Source organism: Halorientalis marina (genome assembly GCF_023028345.1).
GTDB classification, from domain to species: domain Archaea; phylum Halobacteriota; class Halobacteria; order Halobacteriales; family Haloarculaceae; genus Halorientalis; species Halorientalis marina.
The window spans coordinates 216,658-235,645 of the sequence record NZ_CP095487.1 but is presented as its reverse complement, the minus strand read 5'-3'; the positions used below and the strand labels follow the sequence as shown (position 1 = coordinate 235,645).

General features: G+C 66.8%; 20 protein-coding genes. 15 read left to right on the top strand and 5 right to left on the bottom strand.

Going from position 1 to position 18,988, the window contains the following annotated elements; translation table 11 throughout:
* The first annotated feature begins 5 nt into the window (after window positions 1–5).
* Window positions 6–743 (top strand): competence/damage-inducible protein A, encoded by a 738-nt coding sequence (locus MUG96_RS01300; RefSeq protein WP_246985800.1) that lies wholly within the window; start codon window positions 6–8, stop codon window positions 741–743.
* A 53-nt stretch (window positions 744–796) separates the two neighbouring features.
* Here MUG96_RS01300 and MUG96_RS01295 read toward each other — a convergent pair whose 3' ends face one another.
* The 3 genes from MUG96_RS01295 to MUG96_RS01285 all read right to left on the bottom strand — a co-directional run bounded on the left by MUG96_RS01295 (window position 797) and on the right by MUG96_RS01285 (window position 3,794).
* On the bottom strand, window positions 797–1,768 hold the full coding sequence (locus MUG96_RS01295; RefSeq protein ID WP_246985798.1) for an electron transfer flavoprotein subunit alpha/FixB family protein: 972 nt from the start codon (window positions 1,766–1,768) through the stop codon (window positions 797–799).
* Complete coding sequence (locus MUG96_RS01290) at window positions 1,765–2,559, bottom strand: electron transfer flavoprotein subunit beta/FixA family protein (protein WP_246988726.1); 795 nt, start codon at window positions 2,557–2,559, stop codon at window positions 1,765–1,767. Before MUG96_RS01290 ends, MUG96_RS01295 begins: the two co-directional genes overlap by 4 nt.
* 92 nt (window positions 2,560–2,651) lie before the next feature.
* Entirely contained in the window at window positions 2,652–3,794 is a 1,143-nt protein-coding gene (locus tag MUG96_RS01285) for a helix-turn-helix transcriptional regulator (RefSeq protein WP_246985796.1), read from the bottom strand.
* 200 nt (window positions 3,795–3,994) lie between these two features.
* Here MUG96_RS01285 and MUG96_RS01280 point away from each other — a divergent pair, with 200 nt between their 5' ends.
* On the top strand, window positions 3,995–5,248 hold the full coding sequence (locus MUG96_RS01280) for a DUF7096 domain-containing protein (protein ID WP_246985794.1): 1,254 nt from the start codon (window positions 3,995–3,997) through the stop codon (window positions 5,246–5,248).
* Between the two features lie 41 nt (window positions 5,249–5,289).
* On the top strand, window positions 5,290–5,748 hold the full coding sequence (locus tag MUG96_RS01275; RefSeq protein ID WP_246985792.1) for a type IV pilin N-terminal domain-containing protein: 459 nt from the start codon (window positions 5,290–5,292) through the stop codon (window positions 5,746–5,748).
* A 27-nt stretch (window positions 5,749–5,775) separates the two neighbouring features.
* Here MUG96_RS01275 and MUG96_RS01270 read toward each other — a convergent pair whose 3' ends face one another.
* Window positions 5,776–6,399 carry a methyltransferase domain-containing protein gene (locus MUG96_RS01270; protein ID WP_246985790.1) on the bottom strand — a complete coding sequence of 208 codons (624 nt, stop codon included), beginning with the start codon at window positions 6,397–6,399 and terminating at the stop codon, window positions 5,776–5,778.
* Between the two features lie 155 nt (window positions 6,400–6,554).
* On the opposite strand from MUG96_RS01270, the gene ahaH reads away from it, so the two are divergent.
* The 10 genes from ahaH to MUG96_RS01220 all read left to right on the top strand — a co-directional run bounded on the left by ahaH (window position 6,555) and on the right by MUG96_RS01220 (window position 16,111).
* Window positions 6,555–6,887: an ATP synthase archaeal subunit H gene (ahaH, locus tag MUG96_RS01265; RefSeq protein ID WP_246985788.1), complete on the top strand. Its 333-nt coding sequence runs from the start codon at window positions 6,555–6,557 to the stop codon at window positions 6,885–6,887.
* Window positions 6,874–9,195 (top strand): V-type ATP synthase subunit I, encoded by a 2,322-nt coding sequence (locus MUG96_RS01260; RefSeq protein ID WP_246985786.1) that lies wholly within the window; start codon window positions 6,874–6,876, stop codon window positions 9,193–9,195. Before ahaH ends, MUG96_RS01260 begins: the two co-directional genes overlap by 14 nt.
* Before the next feature lie 175 nt (window positions 9,196–9,370).
* Complete coding sequence (locus tag MUG96_RS01255; RefSeq protein ID WP_246985784.1) at window positions 9,371–9,631, top strand: ATP synthase subunit C-like protein; 261 nt, start codon at window positions 9,371–9,373, stop codon at window positions 9,629–9,631.
* A gap of 20 nt (window positions 9,632–9,651) precedes the next feature.
* Window positions 9,652–10,233, top strand: a complete 582-nt coding sequence (locus tag MUG96_RS01250) for a V-type ATP synthase subunit E (RefSeq protein WP_246985783.1) — start codon at window positions 9,652–9,654, stop codon at window positions 10,231–10,233.
* A complete protein-coding gene (locus MUG96_RS01245) occupies window positions 10,230–11,291 on the top strand; it encodes a V-type ATP synthase subunit C (RefSeq protein WP_246985780.1) in 1,062 nt (353 codons plus the stop codon). The genes MUG96_RS01250 and MUG96_RS01245 overlap by 4 nt, the downstream gene beginning before the upstream one ends.
* Window positions 11,288–11,611 carry a V-type ATP synthase subunit F gene (locus tag MUG96_RS01240; RefSeq protein WP_246985778.1) on the top strand — a complete coding sequence of 108 codons (324 nt, stop codon included), beginning with the start codon at window positions 11,288–11,290 and terminating at the stop codon, window positions 11,609–11,611. Before MUG96_RS01245 ends, MUG96_RS01240 begins: the two co-directional genes overlap by 4 nt.
* A gap of 1 nt (window position 11,612) precedes the next feature.
* Window positions 11,613–13,373: an ATP synthase subunit A gene (locus MUG96_RS01235; protein WP_246985776.1), complete on the top strand. Its 1,761-nt coding sequence runs from the start codon at window positions 11,613–11,615 to the stop codon at window positions 13,371–13,373.
* A gap of 2 nt (window positions 13,374–13,375) precedes the next feature.
* Window positions 13,376–14,803, top strand: a complete 1,428-nt coding sequence (locus MUG96_RS01230; RefSeq protein WP_246985774.1) for a V-type ATP synthase subunit B — start codon at window positions 13,376–13,378, stop codon at window positions 14,801–14,803.
* A gap of 126 nt (window positions 14,804–14,929) precedes the next feature.
* Window positions 14,930–15,622, top strand: a complete 693-nt coding sequence (locus MUG96_RS01225; RefSeq protein ID WP_246985773.1) for a V-type ATP synthase subunit D — start codon at window positions 14,930–14,932, stop codon at window positions 15,620–15,622.
* 90 nt (window positions 15,623–15,712) lie between these two features.
* Window positions 15,713–16,111 (top strand): DUF6276 family protein, encoded by a 399-nt coding sequence (locus MUG96_RS01220; RefSeq protein WP_246985771.1) that lies wholly within the window; start codon window positions 15,713–15,715, stop codon window positions 16,109–16,111.
* A gap of 207 nt (window positions 16,112–16,318) precedes the next feature.
* Here MUG96_RS01220 and prf1 read toward each other — a convergent pair whose 3' ends face one another.
* On the bottom strand, window positions 16,319–17,572 hold the full coding sequence (prf1, locus tag MUG96_RS01215; protein WP_246985769.1) for a peptide chain release factor aRF-1: 1,254 nt from the start codon (window positions 17,570–17,572) through the stop codon (window positions 16,319–16,321).
* 301 nt (window positions 17,573–17,873) lie between these two features.
* Here prf1 and MUG96_RS01210 point away from each other — a divergent pair, with 301 nt between their 5' ends.
* Together MUG96_RS01210 and MUG96_RS01205 are read left to right on the top strand one after the other, a co-directional pair.
* Window positions 17,874–18,785: a MinD/ParA family ATP-binding protein gene (locus MUG96_RS01210; protein WP_246985767.1), complete on the top strand. Its 912-nt coding sequence runs from the start codon at window positions 17,874–17,876 to the stop codon at window positions 18,783–18,785.
* Window positions 18,786–18,839: 54 nt separating this feature from the next.
* Window positions 18,840–18,977, top strand: coding sequence for a hypothetical protein (locus MUG96_RS01205; RefSeq protein WP_246985765.1), 138 nt, complete (start codon window positions 18,840–18,842; stop codon window positions 18,975–18,977).
* Window positions 18,978–18,988 lie beyond the last annotated feature (11 nt).

Here is an 18,988-nt window from a genome sequence, read left to right as displayed (position 1 = left end):
GCGTGATGGAAGTCGCACTGGTGACCGTCGGCGACGAACTCCTCGCGGGGGACACGGTAAACACGAACGCGACGTGGCTGGCGACCCAGTTGCACGACCGCGGCGTCACCGTCACGCGCGTCCTGACCGTCCCCGACGACCGCGACGCCATCGCCGAGAACGTCCGGACCTACAGCGACGCGTTCGACGCCGTCATCGTCACCGGCGGCCTCGGCGGGACGCCCGACGACATCACCATGGATGCCGTCGCGGCCGCGTTCGACCGCGAACTCGCCGTCGACGACCTCGCGCTCGCCGACGTCGAGGAGACCCTCGAAGCCATCGCCGACACCTATCCCGACCTGAGCGTCGACCCCGAGGCCGAGGCGACCCTGCCGGCGGGGGGCCGCCCGCTGCTCAACCGCGCCGGCCTCTCGCCCGGCTGTGTCGTCGAGAACGTCTACGTCCTCCCGGGCATTCCCGACGAGATGCAGTCGATGTTCGAGTCCGTCGCCGACGAGTTCGAGGGCGACACGATGGCCGAGTTCCTCTACACCCCCCAACCGGAGGCCAACCTCATCGAACCGCTGACCGACGTGGGGATGAAATTCGACGTGTCCGTCGGTTGCTACCCCGACCGGGACGAAAACCACAACCGCCTGAAGGTGAGCGGCGAGGACCGCGACCAGATCGACGGCGCCCTCGACTGGCTCCGGGACCGGCTGGACGTTTACGACGACCCCGAGGATGCCACCAGGGAGTGAGCGAGGCGCTGTCCGTGCTGTGACAAAAAATGTGATTCTCGGAGATATCCGATTCAGACGTCCGGCACGTCGCCGCCGAACTCCTCGATGAGCTGGGGCACGACGTCGAAGAGGTCCTGCTGGATGCCGAAGTCGGCGATGTCGTAGATCGGCGCGTTGGGGTCGGTGTTGATGGCGACGATGGTGTCGGCGCCTTTCATCCCGGCGACGTGCTGGACGGCACCGGAGATGCCGATGGCGATGTACACGTCGGGCGTGACGACCTTCCCGGACTGGCCGACCTGCCGATTCTTGGGCAGCCAGCCGTTGTCGACGATGGGGCGCGACGAGGAGAGGGTGGCGTCGGTCGCCTCGACCAGCGCCTCGATCAGCGGGATGTTCTCCTCTTCCTCGATCCCGCGGCCGATGGAGACCAGGAAGTCCGCCTCGCTGATGTCCACGTCGCCGCCGGCGACCTCCTCGAAGCCAGTGACGGTCGAGCCGATGGCGTCCTCGTCGATGTCGGCGTCGAAGGCCTGCACGTCGGCGTCACCGGTGCCCTCGGCCTTGGGCCACTCGGCGGGGCGGATGGTGACGGCCGCGTTGTCCTCTTCGACGTCGATCGTCGTCTCGACCTTGCCACCGTACTGCTCGCGGGTGACTTCGAGCGAGCCGTTCTCTGCGAGGGCGACGGCGTCGGTGACCAGCGGGAGGTCCTTGGCCTCGGCGACGGCCGGGGCGTAGTCCATCCCGTTGACACTGTTGGGGGCGAGGACGTACTGCGGGTCGAGTTCGTCGACCATCTGCTCGAGCGCCTGTGCGTAGACGTTGTGGTTGAACTCCTCGCCGTGGTCGACGGTGTGGATGACGTCGGCCCCCTCACGGTTCAGGTCCTCGGCGAAGGCGTCCACGTCGCCGCTGATGACGGCGAGGTGGAGGTCGCCGCCGGTGGCGTCGGCGAGTTCGCTTCCCGCGGAGATCATCTCGTAGCTCACGTCACGCAGGTCGCCGCGGCGGTGTTCGGCGACGGCCAGCACGTCCGTCATCCGTCGACCACCCCCTTGTCGCGGAGGAAGTCAGCCAGTTTCCCGGCGGTCTCCTCGGCGCTGCCCTCCCAGATCTCGGCGTCGCCCTCGGACTCGGGCTCGTACATGTCCGTCGGCGAGAGCGGGCTATCGGTGACGCCCGCGTCGACGCCGATGTCGTCCAGCGAGTGGACGTCGAGCGGTTTGCTCTGGGCCTGGCGGATGCCACGCAGGCTCGCGTAGCGGGGCTCGTTGATCCCGGACTGGATCGTGAGGACCGCGGGGGTCTCGACGTCGGTCAGTTCCTCGACGCCGCCTTCGAGTTCGCGGTGGACGCTCGCGACGCCGCCCTCGACGTCCAGGTCGAGGGCGTTGACGACGGCGGCCCACTCGAAGTCGATCTTCTCGGCGAGGGTGACACCGGTCGCGCCGTTGGACTCGTCACCGGACTGGACGCCGGTCAGCACGAGGTCGGGGTCCTCCTCCTCGACGACGGCCGAGAGGATTTCGGCCTTGGCGTCGACGTCGAGGTACTCGCTGCCCTCGATGGAGTCGTCCCACACGCGAATGGCGCGGTCGGCGCCTTTCGCCAGCGCCATCCGGATGGTCTCCTCGGAGCGCTCCGGACCGATGGTCGCGGTGACGACCTCCACGTCGTCGTTGTTTTCGCTGATCTGGACGGCCTCTTCGATGGCGTAGTCGTCCCACTCGTTGAGATCGTACTCGAGGTACTGCTCCGCGATATCGAGTCCCTGGATCTCGAACTCGTCTTCGACCTCCGCCACCTCCTTTACTGTCACGAGAATCTTCATGCTCATCCCTGACTGTTCGTTAGTCAAGGTTAAACGTTTCCGAATAGCGGAAACGGTGTTAACAGTTCATTCGAACAGTGGTAACCCACCGGTCACTCGTCGTCCAGATCGGTAACGTCCTCGTCGGGGAAGGAAATGAGGTTCTCGCGGCCGATTCTGAGTTTGTCGATGCGCCCCTCGTCGTCCATCGCCGAGAGCAACTGCGACACCTTCGCGTTCGACCAGTCGGTCTCCTTGACGATGGTCGCCTGTTTCATCCGCCCGCCGTTCCGTTCGAGCAGGCGCTCGATGCGCTCCTCGTCGCTGAGCAGTTCCGCATCGACCGCGTCGCCCTCGTCGGTGTCGCCCGTGGCGCCAGCGGCCACGGCCGCGTCGGCCGACTCGGCGCTGGCGCCGTCGGTCACGGCCGTCTCGCCCGACTCGTCCCCCGACGTGGACGTGGGGAGCGGGGGAACGGGCAGGCCGTCGCGTGACCGCACGAGGTAGCCGACGACCGCGACCACCGCGACGGCGCCGACGACGAGGCCGGCCAGCGCGACCGGGAACCCGGGACCGGAGTTCTCGACGCGCTGGTAGGAGGCCGAGAGGTCACCGGGCGCGAACTCCCGGGGGCCCTCCCAGCGGACCGTCCCGTCGGAGACGGTGTACCCCGCGGGCGTCGCACGGACGATGGTGTGCGCGGGCGGCGGTTCGATGACGAGGCGTTGGTACGGTTCCAGACCCGGGAGCCACGTCTGCCCCGACGTGTTGAACACGTCGTCGGCGTACAGCCGTTCGCCCGACTGCCGACTGAAGTTCGTCCACGTGAACTGGAGGACGAGCTGGCCGGTCCCGTTCGTGACGTTGGCGCTCCGCTTGACGTTCCGGATGACCATCGACCGGCCCGTCGCCTCGCTGGCCCGCTGGCTGGCCGTCCGGAAGGCGGCGACTCGGCCCGCCCCGTAGTTGCCGTCGGTGTAGTCGGCCGCGAGGGCACGGAACGCGCGCTCGTCGGCGTCGGTCGCGAGCGAGTAGTTGCTCCGGATCGTCCACCGGGCGTTCCCGTCCGACTGGAGCCCGATGCGGAGCGTCTCGTTGTCGGGGGCCAGCGACTGCTGGCTCGTCAGCTGCGTCGCGTCGGCCCCGGCCGCGCTGCCGCCGGTCGGTGCCGGCGCGACGGCTCCCCCGACCGCCGGGCCGACGAACAGGAGACCGACGAAGACCCCCAGGAGGGCGGCGCGCGTCCGCGTCGACATATCCCCGTTCTGGTCGCGCCGCGGGGAAAACCCTTTCTATCCGATAATAAAACGTCAGCGGCCCTTTTGAAACGTCTCGGCGCCTCTCAGCCCCCGAAAAGGGGGCCGAGTCGGCTCTACAAGCGATCGCTACCCGGGCCGGGACGGGCGACCGGCGAGTACCGAACGGGTTTTTGTGTTGGCGTGTGAACCGGACGACGATGCGTCACCGCCTCCCCGCAGTGCTGGCGACGCTGGTCGTCGTCGCGACGCTGTCGGCCGGCGTCTCTGCCGGCCCCGCAGCGACCGGTTCGCCCGGGTCGGTCGCCCCCGCCGAGTCGGGTGCCAGCCTGCCCGTCGTGTCAGTGAACAATACGACGGGATACCTCGCCCTCCCGAACGGTGCGGCCGCCGAACAGCGAGAGCGGTTCGGCACGGCCGACGTGGACGTCGCCGGCGCGGCGGCGATGGAGAGTAGCCGGTTCCGTATCCGGCTGTTCAGACGGTCGACGGTCGAAGCCTTCCAGTCCGCACCGAACGCGAGCGCTCGGACGGGCGTCCTCGTGGACGCGGCCAGCGATCTGGAGAACAGAAGCCAGGCCCTCCGCGAACAGCAATCCGCCGCGCTCCGAGCGTACAACGACGGACAGATATCGACGGAGACCACGCTCAGGCGGCTCGCGATCATCGACACCCGAGCCGACCGGCTCGACGCCGCCGTCACGGGACTGCTCGACACCGTCAGAACGGAGCCGGGATACACGCTGCCGACCGACCTCAGGGTCCGAATCCAGAACACCCGCGCCGAACCGGTCGTGGTGCAGGGGCTCGTCAAATCGACCATCGGGAATTCGGTCGGCGGGAGCGGGCCACAGCAGGTCTACGTCGGCAACACCGACGAGAGCCTCGTCCTCGCACGTATCAGCGGCGGCCGGTACGTTCGCGAGGCGTACGTCGCGAACGCTCAGGGCGGTCCCGGTCCCGACCGCTTCAGGGGCACCCAGCGGTACCCCGTCAGTGCCGCGCTCGACCGGGCACGGGTCCTCTACCCGTGGGCGTTCGAAAACCGGATCAGTACCCGTCGGGCCCGCGGCATCGGCCTCACGCCGATCTATCGATTCACCATCGACCACAGCCACGGCCAGCTCGACGTCTACCTGGACGGCCGGACGAACCAGACGTTCCGCGAGATCCAGGACGAGCGAATCTCCCGGCTCCCCATCCGCGAGACGGTCACCCACGAGACCGAGAACCTGACCGTCCGGGCGAACACGACCCATCCCACCGGGCCGATGGAGGTGACCGTCCGTGATCCGGCGCTGAACACCACCGTCGACGCCCGGATCAGCATCGACGGCACCCCCGTCGGCCGGACCGGGAGTGACGGCTCGCTGTGGACTATCCGCCCGAACGGCCTGACCGTCGTCAACGCCACGACCGCCGACCACGCCACCGAGTTCACAATCGGCGTCTGAACACCCTAGGTTCAAATCGGAGGCCGGGACCAGCCCCCGTCGTGTCGACCCGTGCAACGAGTTCCGTCCTCGGAGTCGTCCTGCTGGCCGGCGTCGCCGTCCTGGCCGCAGTGACGGTCGGCGTGGCCGTCCACGAGGCCAGTCCCGCGGCACCGCCACGGGCGTCGCTGGCCCTGGAGGCGAACGCGACGGCCGGCCGGCTCGCCGTCGTCCATCGCGGCGGTGACCCGCTCCACCCCGACCGGCTCCGCGTCCGCGTGTGGATCGACGACCGGCCACTCCGCCACCAGCCGCCGGTCCCCTTCTTCGCGGCCACCGGGTTCGAGAGCGGCCCGACCGGCCCGTTCAACAGCGCGACCGACGGCCCCTGGACGGCCGGGGAGGTCGCGTCGCTGACGCTCGCGAGTACGAACGAGCCGGGCCTCCACGCGGGCGCGAGCGTCCGGGTACTGGTCTACGAGGGCGAGCACCGCGTCGCCGCCCTCCGGACGACGGCCTGAGAACCGGGACAAAACACCACGAGAGCGTTACTCCGGCACCTGCGCCACCGTCGTAATCGCGATCTCGGGGTTGTACGAGGGACCCATCGTGACGTGCTCGAAGTCGGTGAAGCCGGCCTCGCGGAACATCCGGTCGGCCTCCTCGGCGTCGTAAAAGAGCATGATCGTGTCGGCGAGCTTCTGGAAGAGCCCGGAGTTGGGGTAGTTCGGGCCGACGATCAGGACCTGGCTACCGGGTTTCGCGACGCGGCGACACTCCCGGAGTGCGGCCACGGGGTTGGGCCAGTACTCGATGGAGCCCGAGGACCAGACGACGTCGAAGGTGTCCTCCTTGAACGGGAGGCGCTCGGCGTCGCCGAGGTGGAAGGTGACGGGGCCGTCGCGTTTGCCGAACTTGGCGTAGGCCTTCTCCAGCTGGTGGGGGCTCTGGTCGAGGCCGTAGACCTGCTCCACTCGCTCGAGCAGGCCCTCGGTGGCGAAGCCGGTCCCACAGCCGATGTCGAGGACGCGGTCGTCGGGCTCGATATCGAGCAGTTCGATGGCCTCGGCCCGCATCTCCTCGTTCCAGATGAACGGGTTGATCTCGTCGTAGACCTTCGAGAGGTACTTGTAGAAGGTCCGGGCGCGCGCCTTGTTCTCGAGAACTCCCATCGACTGCGTGTTGGGCGTTCGGGGACATAATCCCCCGGATTTCGTGTCGGGACCGTGCCCTGTGGCGGCGGGCGGGACGCGGCAACGGGACACGAAGGTGGCAACGAACTTCGCAACTACCAAATAGCCGCTTACGCAATCTCCGGATGATTCAAATGCCAAGGCCAGAGGTTCTCGACCGGATCAAAGAGGCCGAACAGGAGGCCGACGAGATCATCGCCGAGGCCGACGAGGAGGCCGACGAGCGGATCGAGGCGGCCCGCGAGGAGGCCGAGCAGATCCGAGAGCAGGCCCGCGAGGAGGCCGCGGAGATGGCCGAGGAACGACTCGAACAGGCACGCGAGGAGATCGACGCCGAACACGAGCGCATCCTCGATGAGGGTCGCGAGGAGCGGGAGGCGCTCGAAGAACGCGCCGAGGACCGGAAAGAAGAGGTGATCGAACACGTCACAGAACTGTTCGAGGAGGCGGTACATGCTCAGACCTGAGCGGATGAGCCGGGTCTCGGTCACCGGCTCCAAACAGGTGATGGACGAGACCATCGAGACGCTCCACGAGCTGAACCTCCTGCACGTCACCGACTACGACGACGCCTGGGAGGGCTTCGAGCCCGGCGACCCCATCGAGGGCGCCGACGAGGCCTCGGAGAAGTTGGTCGTCGTCCGCTCGCTCGAGAGCATCCTCGGCGTCGAGGAGGAAGACGCCGGACCGACACGGCTGGTCACCGACGACGCACTGGACGAGGAGCTCGAAGGGATCCGCCAGGACGTCAACGAACTCGACGAGCGCCGCGACGAACTCACCGACGAACTCCGGAGCGTCGAGGAGAAGATCGACACCTTCGAACCGTTCGCGAAACTCGGCATCGACATGGACCTGCTGACGGGCTATGACTCCCTGTCAGTCGCGGTCGGCGAGGGCGACGCCGAGGAGATCCGCGGGGAACTGCGCGAGGCCGAGGACGTCGAGGCCTTCCAGGTCTACGCCGAAGACGGCGCGGTCGCGGTCTACGTCTACCCGGCGGACGACGCCGACCCCGCGGTCGGCGACCTGCTCGTCGGTGCCAGCTTCCAGGCCTACGAGGTGCCCGACGCGGAGGGCAGTCCCGAGGAGTACATCTCGGAGCTGCGCCACCGCAAACAGCAACTCGAGGGCAAACTCGACACGGTCGAGGACGAACTCGAGGACATCCGTCTCGACGTCGCGGGCTTCCTGCTCGCGGCCGAGGAGACACTCTCCATCGAGGTCCAGAAATCGGAGGCGCCGCTGACGTTCGCGACGACCGACAACGCCTTCGTCGCCGAAGGGTGGCTCCCCACGACCGAGTTCGTGGAGCTGGCCGACGCGCTGGAGACGGCCGTCGGCGACCACGTCGAGGTCGAGGAGCTCGAACGCGCCGAGTACGACGGCGAGGGACACGTCGCCGGCCGCGAGCCCGTCGAGGGCGGCGGCGGTGGCGTCGGCGAGCCGACGGCCGCGGACGGCGGCGAGACGGCCACCGACGGCGGCACGGAGAAACGGAAAGCCGCTGACGGGGGTCCCGCGAGCGTCGCGAGCGGGACCTCGTCGGAGACTCGCTCCGACGGTGGGGCGGTCACGATGGGCGGCGGCGAACCGCCGGTCATCCAGAAGAACTCCGGGGCGGTCAAACCCTTCGAGGCGCTGGTCGAGGTCATCAACCGACCGAAGTACTCGGAGTTCGACCCGACGCTGTTCGTCTTCCTGACGTTCCCGGCCTTCTTCGGCTTCATGATCGGTGACCTCGGGTACGGGATCCTCTATATGCTGCTCGGTGGCTGGCTCGCCTCCAGTTTCGACAGCGACGTGATCCGGAGTCTCGGTGGCGTCGGCCTGTGGGCAGGTGGCTTCACCGCGCTGTTCGGTATCCTCTACGGCGAGATATTCGGCCTCCACCTGATCAGTACGTACCTGTGGGAGGGCGCGCTCGGCATGGGCGGCTCGCCGATGCACAAGGGGCTCCAGCCCGTCTACGGCGATTACGCGATCCTGTGGCTGGTCCTGAGCCTGCTGGCCGGCGTGCTCCACCTGACCATCGGCTGGATTCTCGACTTCATCGAGAACCTGAGCCACGGCTTCATGGACGCGCTCACCGAGAGCGGGTCCTGGCTGCTGATGATGTTCGGCCTGTGGGCGTGGATCTTCTCGGGCGCGAACGGCAGTGCGCCCAGCGTCCTGGTCGGCCCCGAGAGCGTCTTCGCCGGGAACCCGCTCCCGCTGGGCTTCACCGGCCTCCCGGCGATCGATCTGTTCACGATTCCCGGGCTGGGGCCGTTCTCGGCCTGGCTGGTCGTGTTCCTCGCGGGGCTCGTCCTGCTGGCAACCGCCGACCTGATCGAGGTCGTCGAGTTCCTGAACGTGCTGGTGAACGTCCTGTCCTACACCCGGCTGGCGGCCGTACTGCTGGCGAAGGCGGGGATGGCCTTCGTGGTCAATCTCCTCTTTTTCGGCGTGTACGTCGACAGCCACGGTGCCTGGCACTTCGGGCTCTCGGGGATGCCGACGATCCCCCAGGGACAGTCCACGGTCATGTATCACGGCCACGAGGTGACGGACGTGATGTTCGGCGGGCTGATGCACGGCGGCATCGCCATGCTGCTGGTCGGGATACTCATCCTCGTCATCGGTCACGCCCTCGTCCTCGTGCTCGGGATCACGAGCGCCGGCCTGCAGTCGGTGCGTCTCGAGTACGTGGAGTTCTTCGGGAAGTTCTACGAGGGCGGCGGGCGGGCCTTCGAGCCGTTCGGCTACGAGCGCAAGTACACGACCGAGGACTGAGCGGCCCGACTTCCGGTCGAGCGATTTTTTGCCGCGGTCGCTGGAGCCGTGAGTTCCGTGTGAGTTGGCGCCACAGGGCCTGTCGAGTGGTTTTAGGAACCTTTATGAGTCCGCTACAACGAAGCCAAACCGTTCGGATACAAGTGCGCGGTGCACGACAGAGGACATACAAATCATGATCGGAGCACTCCTGGCGTTCACGAACGTCGTACTGCAACAGACAATCGAGCAGGCACCCGCGATTCCGCCGACGGCCGCCGCGGCGCTGGCGGTCGGGCTGGCGGCGTTCGGTGCGGGGTTCGCTGAGCGCGGTATCGGGGCCGCGGCCGTCGGGGCCGTCGCCGAGGACGACGACATGTTCGGCCGTGGGCTGATCCTCACGGTCCTGCCGGAGACGCTTGTCATCCTGGCACTGGTCGTCGTGTTCGTGGTCTAAACGCCCCTTCATTTCTACCAATGAGTCTGGATACGGTCGTAGAGGACATTCGAGACGAAGCCCGCGCGCGCGAAGAGGAGATCCTCTCGGAGGCGGACGCGACGGCCGAGGAGATCGTCGCCGAGGCCGAGGAGGACGCCGAGGAGATCCGCGCGGAGAAAGAACGGGAGGTCGAAGCCGAGATCGAGCAGGAGCGCGAGCAGAAGCTCTCCAGTGCGAAACTGGAGGCCAAGCAGGAACGCCTCGAAGCACGACGGACCGTGCTGGAGGAGGTCCGCGAGGCCGTCGAACAGGAGGTCGCGAACCTGGGCGGTGACACGCGCGAGGAGCTGACGCGCGAACTGCTCGACGCCGCGACCACCGAGTTCGAGGACAGCGCCGCCGTCGACGTGTACGCGCGGCCCGACGACGAGCAGTTGCTCGCTGACATCCTCGACGACTACGACGGCTACGAGTACGCCGGGGAGTACGACTGCCTCGGCGGCGTCGTCGTCGAGAGCGAGGGGTCACGCGTTCGCGTGAACAACACCTTCGACTCGGTGCTCGAGGACGTCTGGGACGACAACCTCCGGTCGATCAGCGAACAGTTATTCGAAGAATGAACGTGGAACAGGCATCGGAGAGCGGTAATTACGAGTACGTCACCGCACGGGTCCGGTCGCGGCGGTCCGTGCTCTTCGACGACGACGACTACCGGAAGTTGATCCGGATGGGCACGGGCGAGATCGCCCGGTTCATGGAGGAGTCGGAGTACGAGACGGAGATGAACGCGCTGGGCGCGCGACACTCCGGTGTCGACCTCGTGGAGTTCGCCCTGAACCGGAACGTTGCGAAGCACTTCGACGACCTGCTCAGGTGGTCGGAGGGGCGGCTGTACGATCTCATCGTCCGCTATCTCCGGAAGTTCGACGCGTGGAACGTCAAGACGGTGATTCGCGGACTGTACGCCGACGGCGAGCGCGAGGAGATCGAAGCCGACCTCATTCGCGCCGGCGAGTTCGACGACGACTTCCTCGACCAGTTGCTCTCGGCGGGCTCCATCGAGGAGGTCGTCGAGCTGCTCGACGGCACGCGCTTCGGCGACCCGCTCGCCGAGGCGTACTCCGTCTACGAGGAGGAGGGCGTCCTGGTCCCGCTGGAGAACGCGCTCGACCGCGCGTTCTACGAGGACCTGCTGACCGGCGTGTCGGCGGAGTCGAGCCGCGCGATGGAGCTGTACGTCGAGTTCCTGAGCGCGGAGGTCGACTTCCGGAACCTGCGCAACGCCTTCCGGCTGGCCCGCAGCGGCGCGGACCTCGACCCCTCGGAGTACTACATCGACGGCGGCCGGCTGTTCGACGCCGACGAGCTCCGACAGCTCGCCCGGAACACCGACCAGCTGGTCGAACACGTCCGACAGAGCGTCTACGGCGATGACCTGGAGGCGGCGCTGTCGGAGCTCGAGGAGGCGGGCAGCCTCATCGAGTTCGAGCGGGCGCTGGACGCGGCGCTGCTGGAGTACTCCGGGACGCTGTCGAACCGCTACCCGCTCAGCATCTGTCCGGTGCTGGCGTACGTGCTCGCGAAGGAGCGCGAGATCGACAACATCAGGGCCATCGCCCGGGGTCGCGAGGCCGGGCTCTCCGAGGACCAGATCGAGAACGAACTGGTGATACTATGAGCCAGGAGATCGCGGTCGTCGGCAGTCCGGACTTCACGACAGGCTTCCGGCTGGCCGGCGTCCGGAAGTTCGCGAACGTCCCCGAGGACGACAAGGACGAGCAGTTGGACGACGCGGTCCGCGAGGTGTTCGAGGACGACGGCGTCGGTATCGTCGTGATGTACGACGACGACCTCGACCACCTCTCGCGGGGCGTTCGCAGGGACGTGGAAGCGAGCGTCGAGCCGGTGCTCGTCACCCTCGGTGGCGGCACGGGAAGCGGCGGATTGCGCGAACAGATCAAACGAGCGATCGGTATCGACCTAATGGACGAAGACTAATATGAGTCAGGCAACAGATTCCGACGTCCGTGAAGACGGCGTCATCGAAAGCGTAAGCGGTCCCGTCGTGACGGCGAAGGACCTCGACGCCCGCATGAACGACGTGGTGTACGTCGGTCACGAGGGGCTGATGGGAGAGGTCATCGAGATCGAAGGCGACATCACGACGATCCAGGTGTACGAGGAAACCTCCGCGGTCGCGCCGGGCGAACCCGTCGAATCGACGGGCGCGCCCCTGAGCGTCGACCTCGGGCCGGGGATGCTGGACTCCATCTACGACGGCGTCCAGCGCCCGCTCGAAGTGCTGGAAGACAAGATGGACTCGGCGTTCCTCGACCGCGGGGTCGACGCGCCGGGCATCGACCTCGAGAAGACCTGGGAGTTCGAGCCCGCCGTCGAGGCGGGCGACGAGGTCGGCCCGACGGACATCGTCGGGACCGTTCCCGAGACCGAGAGTATCGAGCACAAAGTGATGGTCCCGCCGGACTTCGAGGGCGGCGAGGTCGTCGCCGCCGAGTCGGGGAGCTTCACCGTCGAGGAGACGGTCGTCGAACTCGACACCGGCGAGGAGGTCACGATGCACCAGGAGTGGCCGGTGCGTCGCCAGCGGCCGACCGAGGAGAAACAGACCCCGACGACGCCGCTGATCAGCGGCCAGCGCGTCCTCGACGGCCTGTTCCCCATCGCCAAGGGCGGGACCGCGGCGATTCCGGGGCCCTTTGGCTCCGGGAAGACGGTCACCCAGCACCAGCTCGCGAAGTGGGCCGACGCGGACATCGTCATCTACGTTGGCTGTGGCGAGCGGGGCAACGAGATGACCGAGGTGATCGACGACTTCCCCGAACTGGAGGACCCGAAGACGGGCAACGCCCTGATGTCCCGGACCTGCCTCATCGCCAACACCTCGAACATGCCCGTCGCGGCGCGTGAATCCTGCGTGTACACGGGCATCACCATCGCGGAGTACTTCCGCGACATGGGCTACGACGTGGCGCTGATGGCCGACTCCACCTCGCGGTGGGCGGAGGCGATGCGCGAGATCTCCGCGCGCCTCGAGGAGATGCCCGGCGAGGAGGGGTATCCCGCCTACCTGGCCGCGCGCCTGTCGGAGTTCTACGAGCGGGCCGGCTACTTCGAGAACGTCAACGGCACGGAGGGGTCCGTGAGCGTCATCGGGGCCGTCTCCCCGCCGGGCGGTGACTTCTCGGAGCCGGTCACCCAGAACACGCTGCGGATCGTGAAGTGCTTCTGGGCGCTGGACGCGGACCTGGCCGAGCGCCGGCACTTCCCCTCGATCAACTGGAACGAGTCCTACTCGCTGTACCGGGACCAGCTGGACCCGTGGTTCGAGGACAACGTCGCGGACGACTGGTCCGAACAGCGCCAGTGGGGCATCGACACGCTGGACGAGGAACAGGAGCTACAGGAGATCGTCCAGCTCGTCGGGAAGGACGCCCTGCCGGAGGACCAGCAGCTCACGCTCGACGTGGCCCGCTACCTGCGTGAGGCCTGGCTCCAGCAGAACGCGTTCCACGACGTGGACACCTACTGTGAACCGGAGAAGACCTACCGCATCCTGGAGGCCATCAAGACGTTCAACGACGAGGCCTTCGACGCGCTGGACGCGGGCGTGCCCGTCGAGGAGATCACCGCCATCGACGCGCTCCCGCGCCTGAACCGTATCGGCGTCCAGGAGGACTACAACGCGTACATCGACGACCTGGAAGCCGACATCGCCGAGCAGATCAACGAGCTGTACTAACCATGCAAAAGGAATACAAGACGATCACGGAGATCAGCGGTCCGCTGGTGTTCGCCGAGATCGACGAGCCGATCGGCTACGACGAGATCGTCGAGATCGAGACGCCGAACGGTGACGTGCGCCGCGGACAGGTTCTGGAGACGTCGAGTGACTTCGTCGCCATCCAGGTGTTCGAGGGGACCGCGGGGATCGACCGGAACTCCTCGGTGCGGTTCCTCGGCGAGACGCTGCAGATGAAGCTGACCGAGGACCTGCTCGGGCGCGTCATGAGCGGTTCGGGCGAACCGATCGACGGCGGGCCCGAGATCGAACCGGACGAGGAACGCCCCATCGTCGGGGCGGCGATCAACCCCTACTCCCGGGAGTACCCCCAGGAGTTCATCGAGACGGGCGTCTCGGCCGTCGACGGGATGAACACGCTCATCCGCGGCCAGAAGCTCCCCCTGTTCTCGGCGTCGGGGCTGCCCCACAACGACCTCGCGCTCCAGATCGCACGCCAGGCGAGCGTGCCCGAGGAGGAAGAGGAAGGCGAGGACACGGAGTTCGCAGTCATCTTCTGTGCGATGGGGATCACCCAGGAAGAGGCAAACGAGTTCATGGACGACTTCGAGCGCACCGGCGCGCTCGAACGCAGCGTCGTCTTCATGAACCTCGCGGACGACCCGGCCGTCGAGCGGATCGTCACGCCGCGGCTGGCGCTGACGACCGCCGAGTACCTCGCCTTCGACAAGGGGTACCACGTCCTGACGATCATGACGGACATGACCAACTACTGTGAGGCCCTGCGCGAGATCGGGGCCGCACGCGAGGAGGTCCCGGGCCGCCGTGGCTACCCCGGGTACATGTACACCGACCTCGCGACCCTCTACGAACGGGCCGGCCGCATCAAGGGCCAGGAAGGATCGATCACGCAACTGCCCATCCTGACGATGCCCAGCGAGGACATCACCCACCCGATTCCGGACCTGACCGGCTACATCACCGAGGGGCAGATCATCGTCGACGGCGACCTCAACAGCCAGGGGATCGAGCCGCCGGTCGACGTGCTGCCGAGCCTCTCGCGGCTGATGGACGACGGCATCGGCGAGGGCTTCACCCGCGAGGACCACGAGGACGTGGCGAACCAGCTCTACGCCGCGTACGCGGAGGGGAACGACCTCCGGGACCTCGTGAACATCGTCGGTCGCGAGGCCCTCTCCGAGCGTGACAACAAGTACCTCGACTTCGCCGACCGCTTCGAGGAGGAGTTCGTCCAGCAGGGCTTCGACACGAAGCGCGGCATCGAGGAGACCCTCGGTATCGGCTGGGACCTCCTGTCGACGCTCCCCAAGGCGGAACTCAACCGCGTCGACGAGGAGTTCATCGAGACCTACTACGTCGAGGACGAGGCCGCGACCGAGGCCGAGACCGAGGAAGCCGAAGCCGAATAACGGTTCGTCGACGACGCTTTTTCCGCGCTCACCCGGGAGCGGCCGCGCCGGCGCACGACCCGTGTCGGACCGCTCGCGAGTAAAGAGAAGAATTAACCACGTGGGCGAGCAAGCCGGTCACAACGAATGGCCAAAGACGTCAAACCGACCCGGAAGAACCTCATGGCGATCGAGGACCGGATCGAACTCTCGGAACGGGGCCACGACACGCTGGAGAAAAAGCGCGACGGCCTCATCATGGAGTTCATGGACATCCTGGACCAGGCACAGGACGTCCGGTCCGATCTCGAACAGAACTACGAGGACGCCCAGCGCACCATCGACATGGCGCGGGCGATGGAGGGTGACGTCGCCGTCCGCGGTGCCGCGGCCGCGCTGAAAGAGCACCCGGAGCTGACGACGCAGTCGAAAAACATCATGGGCGTCGTCGTCCCCCAGATCGAGTCCTCGAAGGTGCGAAAGAGCCTCGACGAGCGCGGGTACGGCGTGCTCGGGACCAGTGCCCGCATCGACGAGGCCGCCGAGGCCTACGAGGAACTGCTGGAGACGATCATCCTCGCCGCCGAGGTCGAGACGGCGATGAAGAAGATGCTCGAGGAGATCGAGACCACGAAACGGCGCGTCAACGCCCTCGAGTTCAAGCTCCTGCCCGAACTCAACGAGAACAAGGAGTACATCGAGCAGAAACTCGAAGAGCAGGAACGCGAGGAGATCTTCCGCCTGAAAAAGATCAAGGCCAAGAAGGAAGAAGAGGAGAAAGAGGAGCGGAAGGCCAGAGAGGAAGAGGCCGAGGAAGTCGAACTGGCGGCGGACGACTGACGGGACGGGCTGTTCCCCGCGGTTCCGGTCCACGAGGGGTGCGAGGACGGTTTCAGATACGTTTTTGCGTCCGGCGGGTCCAGAGGGAGTATGGAGTGTCCGAGTTGTCGGACCGAGATGGTCCGGTTCCCCGTCGCCGCCGAGTTCCGCCAGCATCTCCCGGAGGAGTCACCCGGCGCGGCGATCTGCCCCAGTTGTCTCGTCCTCGAACCGGACGCCGAGCCGCCGGCCGAGCCGCCGGATTTCAGCGTCGCCGTCGCCGGCCCCTTCCCCGACGACCCCGAGGCCGGCGTCGCGATGGCGATCTCCATCGGCCTGCTGACCTCGCTCGCGCTCTATCGCTCCGATATCGACGCCCTCTTCGAACGGATCGAGGAAGCGGGCACCGACCCCCTGCTCGCGCTGGACCGGCTCGCGACGACCGGAAGCATCGACAGCCACGTCGATTTGCAGGGCCGGAAACAGCAGTTGGAGCAGTTACTGGAGTGACGGGTGGGCAGCGGCGGTCGGCAGTGCCGTGGTAGCGGTACTTCTGAGCGAAGATGGCGACCGCGAGCGCCAGCGGCGCGAGCGGCCGCGGTGAGTGACGAGAGCCGGCGCGGAGCGCCGGCAGCGGGAACGAACCGCGATTTTCCCCCACGTTTTTGCCCGACTGAGCGGCCGGAGGCCGCGAAGGAGGTGCAAAAAGTGGGTTCCTCAGACCCCAGTACCGTACCGCAGAATCCCGGCGACGCCGCCGAAGGCGTTTTGCAGCTGTTCGCCCTTCTCGAAGTCGGTGGAGATAAAGATCGTCTCGGTGCCGCGCTGTTCGGCGATGTCGATGAGGTGGTCGATGAGGTCCTCGCGCTCGCCCTCGTCGGCGGGGACGGACTCGTCACACCGGGTGCAGTCGTGGTCGGGGGCCTCCTCGCGGCGGTCGAGGACTTCCCGCTCCTCGTGGCCGTTGGGGCAGGTGTAGGTGACGACGTCCTTCCGGAGGTCCTCGGAGATGAGCAGGCGGTCGACGGCGCCCATCATCAGGTTCTCGCGGGTGGGGCCGAACCCGTAGGTGGCGAGATCGCCGTCGTGGAGTTCCTTGAAGAACTCCTCCATCTCGCTTTTGTCCTGCATCATCTCGTGCTCGTCTAAGATGTCCTGGGCGGCGTCGACGAGGTCGTAGAGGCCGGACTCGTCGGTGTAGGACACGTCGAACTTCCCGAGCACCATGTCCCCGAGTTCGTGATGGAGGTAGTCGCCGTCGAGGAATTCGTCTTTCGTGGGCGAGGGGCCGCCGACGAGGATGCCGTCCATCTCGTGGCGCTGGTCGACGAACAGGCTGTCGGCCATCTCCGCGACCTCCTGGTAGAAGTTGTCGATGGCCTCCAGGCGCAGGCGGGCGAACCGCTGTGCGGACTGACCCCCTTTGCGCTGTTTGCCGGGGACCAGCGAGGAGGCGGACTTGACCGGCTCGACGCGTTTCCCGCGGAGCCAGCCGACGTTTGCCTCCCGGCGGTCGAGGACGATGAGGCCGAACAGGCCCTTGTCGCCGAGCATCTCCTCGAGGGGCTCGGTGAGGAAATCGGAGTCGCAGTGGTAGCGGAACGACTCGATGGACTGGGGCGGCGATTCCAGGACCTTGGTGATCATGTCGGTCCGGCCGCCGCCGGTGTCGATGGCCCCCGAGAAGACGACCATGCCGTTGTCGGGCGGGTAGGTGTCGTAGTAGCGCAGGCGGTCCTTGATGGAGGTCAGGGCGTCCTGCACGGCGGTTCGGGTCTGCTTGGACTTGATATTGGAGGCCTCGGAGTGTTCCTGGGTGACGTGGCTGACGACGGAGCTGATCTGGCGGTCCTCCGGGATGTAGATGGAGACCAGCTGCGTCCCCGAGCCCTCGTACTCCTTGAGGTCCTCGATGACCTTCTGGAACTCGTATTTTTGTTTGTCCGACTGGTCCTGTTCCTGCTTGCTCATTACGCGTCACTAGCCCGATGAAACACAAGTAACTGTTGACCGGCCCCGTCGACGGACCGTGCCGGTCGCGGACCCGACAACAGGCCGAGATATCAATCGTGAATAACCGACCGTGGCGCTTTTCAATGGGCCGGTCATCGTTCGAAGTACGCACGTGTCGGTCGCGGTCGGCGCCGGCCGGACCGGCACACGGTCGTCCGCTCGGCCCCGACGAGGGAGCCGAAAGCCCCTGAGACGTACGGGTTTATATGTTTCCCTCGTCTTGTGGTCACACAACAGGAGCCATGACGGGACACGAAGTATGACGGGATACGTCTACACCATCGCTGGCGGGAAAGGCGGCGTCGGGAAGACCACGACGGCCATCAACGTCGCCGTGGCCCTGGAGGACGCGGGGCACGACGTGGTCGTGGTCGACGCCGACCTGGGGATGGCGAATCTCGGTGCCATGCTCGATATCGAACACCAGCCCAGCCTCCACCAGGTGCTGGCGGGGAAAGCCGCCGTCAGCGATGCGATTACCGAAGGGCCAGGCGGGATCACCGTCGTCCCCGGCGAGCGCAACCTGGAGGCCTTCGCCGACGCCGACCCCGCGAAGCTCCGGAAGGTCGTCAAGGCGCTCTCGACGGCCTACGAGATCGTTCTCATCGACACCGGCGCCGGCCTGAGCCACGAGACCACCGTCCCGCTCGGGCTCGCCGACGGCGTGCTCCTCATCACGACCGCAAACGACGTGGCTATCGGCGACACCGTCAAGACCGCCCAGCTCGCCGACCGCATCGAGGGCGACGTGGTCGGCGCGGTCCTGACCCGGGCCAACGACGACACCAACGTCTCCGAGGTCGCCGACAAGCTCGACCTGGAGATGCTCGCGGTCGTCCCCGAGGACCAGGACGCGACCCAGAAGGAGCCGCTCCTGATCAACGACCCCGACAGCTACGCCGCCGAGGCCTACCGGCGACTCGCCTCCACGATGGAGGAGATCTACGAGGCAAACACCGAGGGCGGCGTCGAACCGGAACAGGAGTTCGAGCCCGCGAGCGCCGACAGCGGCGACAGCGAGGACGGGGAGGCCGACGACGAACCGGAAACGCCCATCGGCGCCGGGGCCGACGCCGACGACACTGCGGCCGAGAGCGAGTCCACCGACGACGGCGACGACGGCGACGACGAGGACGAAGACGAGGATGGCGTCTTCGGGCTGTTCAACTGACCGACCCCCGCGTCGAAACGTCAGTTTGAAACCGTCGCTCCACCGACTCCCGACATGGCAATGGCAAACGACGAATCAATTCCACTGAGCTGGATACTCCTCTTTCTGTTGATTACCCTCGGTATCGGTCTCTTCTCCGTGCAGTTCGTCGGCGGATCGATCCTCCCGACGGCCGTCCCGCTCCCGGCCTGACGGGGTTCTCG

Bases quoted from the DNA above. Each gene is read 5' to 3' on its own strand.
- MUG96_RS01235 (WP_246985776.1), top strand. From the start codon at position 11,613: ATGAGTCAGGCAACAGATTCCGACGTCCGTGAAGACGGCGTCATCGAA.
- ahaH (WP_246985788.1), top strand. From the start codon at position 6,555: ATGCCAAGGCCAGAGGTTCTCGACCGGATCAAAGAGGCCGAACAGGAG.
- MUG96_RS01210 (WP_246985767.1), top strand. From the start codon at position 17,874: ATGACGGGATACGTCTACACCATCGCTGGCGGGAAAGGCGGCGTCGGG.
- MUG96_RS01270 (WP_246985790.1), bottom strand. From the start codon at position 6,399: ATGGGAGTTCTCGAGAACAAGGCGCGCGCCCGGACCTTCTACAAGTAC.
- MUG96_RS01255 (WP_246985784.1), top strand. From the start codon at position 9,371: ATGATCGGAGCACTCCTGGCGTTCACGAACGTCGTACTGCAACAGACA.
- MUG96_RS01225 (WP_246985773.1), top strand. From the start codon at position 14,930: ATGGCCAAAGACGTCAAACCGACCCGGAAGAACCTCATGGCGATCGAG.
- MUG96_RS01220 (WP_246985771.1), top strand. From the start codon at position 15,713: ATGGAGTGTCCGAGTTGTCGGACCGAGATGGTCCGGTTCCCCGTCGCC.
- MUG96_RS01260 (WP_246985786.1), top strand. From the start codon at position 6,874: ATGCTCAGACCTGAGCGGATGAGCCGGGTCTCGGTCACCGGCTCCAAA.
- MUG96_RS01295 (WP_246985798.1), bottom strand. From the start codon at position 1,768: ATGACGGACGTGCTGGCCGTCGCCGAACACCGCCGCGGCGACCTGCGT.
- MUG96_RS01240 (WP_246985778.1), top strand. From the start codon at position 11,288: ATGAGCCAGGAGATCGCGGTCGTCGGCAGTCCGGACTTCACGACAGGC.
- MUG96_RS01290 (WP_246988726.1), bottom strand. From the start codon at position 2,559: ATGAAGATTCTCGTGACAGTAAAGGAGGTGGCGGAGGTCGAAGACGAG.
- MUG96_RS01300 (WP_246985800.1), top strand. From the start codon at position 6: ATGGAAGTCGCACTGGTGACCGTCGGCGACGAACTCCTCGCGGGGGAC.
- MUG96_RS01205 (WP_246985765.1), top strand. From the start codon at position 18,840: ATGGCAATGGCAAACGACGAATCAATTCCACTGAGCTGGATACTCCTC.
- MUG96_RS01280 (WP_246985794.1), top strand. From the start codon at position 3,995: ATGCGTCACCGCCTCCCCGCAGTGCTGGCGACGCTGGTCGTCGTCGCG.
- prf1 (WP_246985769.1), bottom strand. From the start codon at position 17,572: ATGAGCAAGCAGGAACAGGACCAGTCGGACAAACAAAAATACGAGTTC.
- MUG96_RS01230 (WP_246985774.1), top strand. From the start codon at position 13,376: ATGCAAAAGGAATACAAGACGATCACGGAGATCAGCGGTCCGCTGGTG.
- MUG96_RS01285 (WP_246985796.1), bottom strand. From the start codon at position 3,794: ATGTCGACGCGGACGCGCGCCGCCCTCCTGGGGGTCTTCGTCGGTCTC.
- MUG96_RS01250 (WP_246985783.1), top strand. From the start codon at position 9,652: ATGAGTCTGGATACGGTCGTAGAGGACATTCGAGACGAAGCCCGCGCG.
- MUG96_RS01245 (WP_246985780.1), top strand. From the start codon at position 10,230: ATGAACGTGGAACAGGCATCGGAGAGCGGTAATTACGAGTACGTCACC.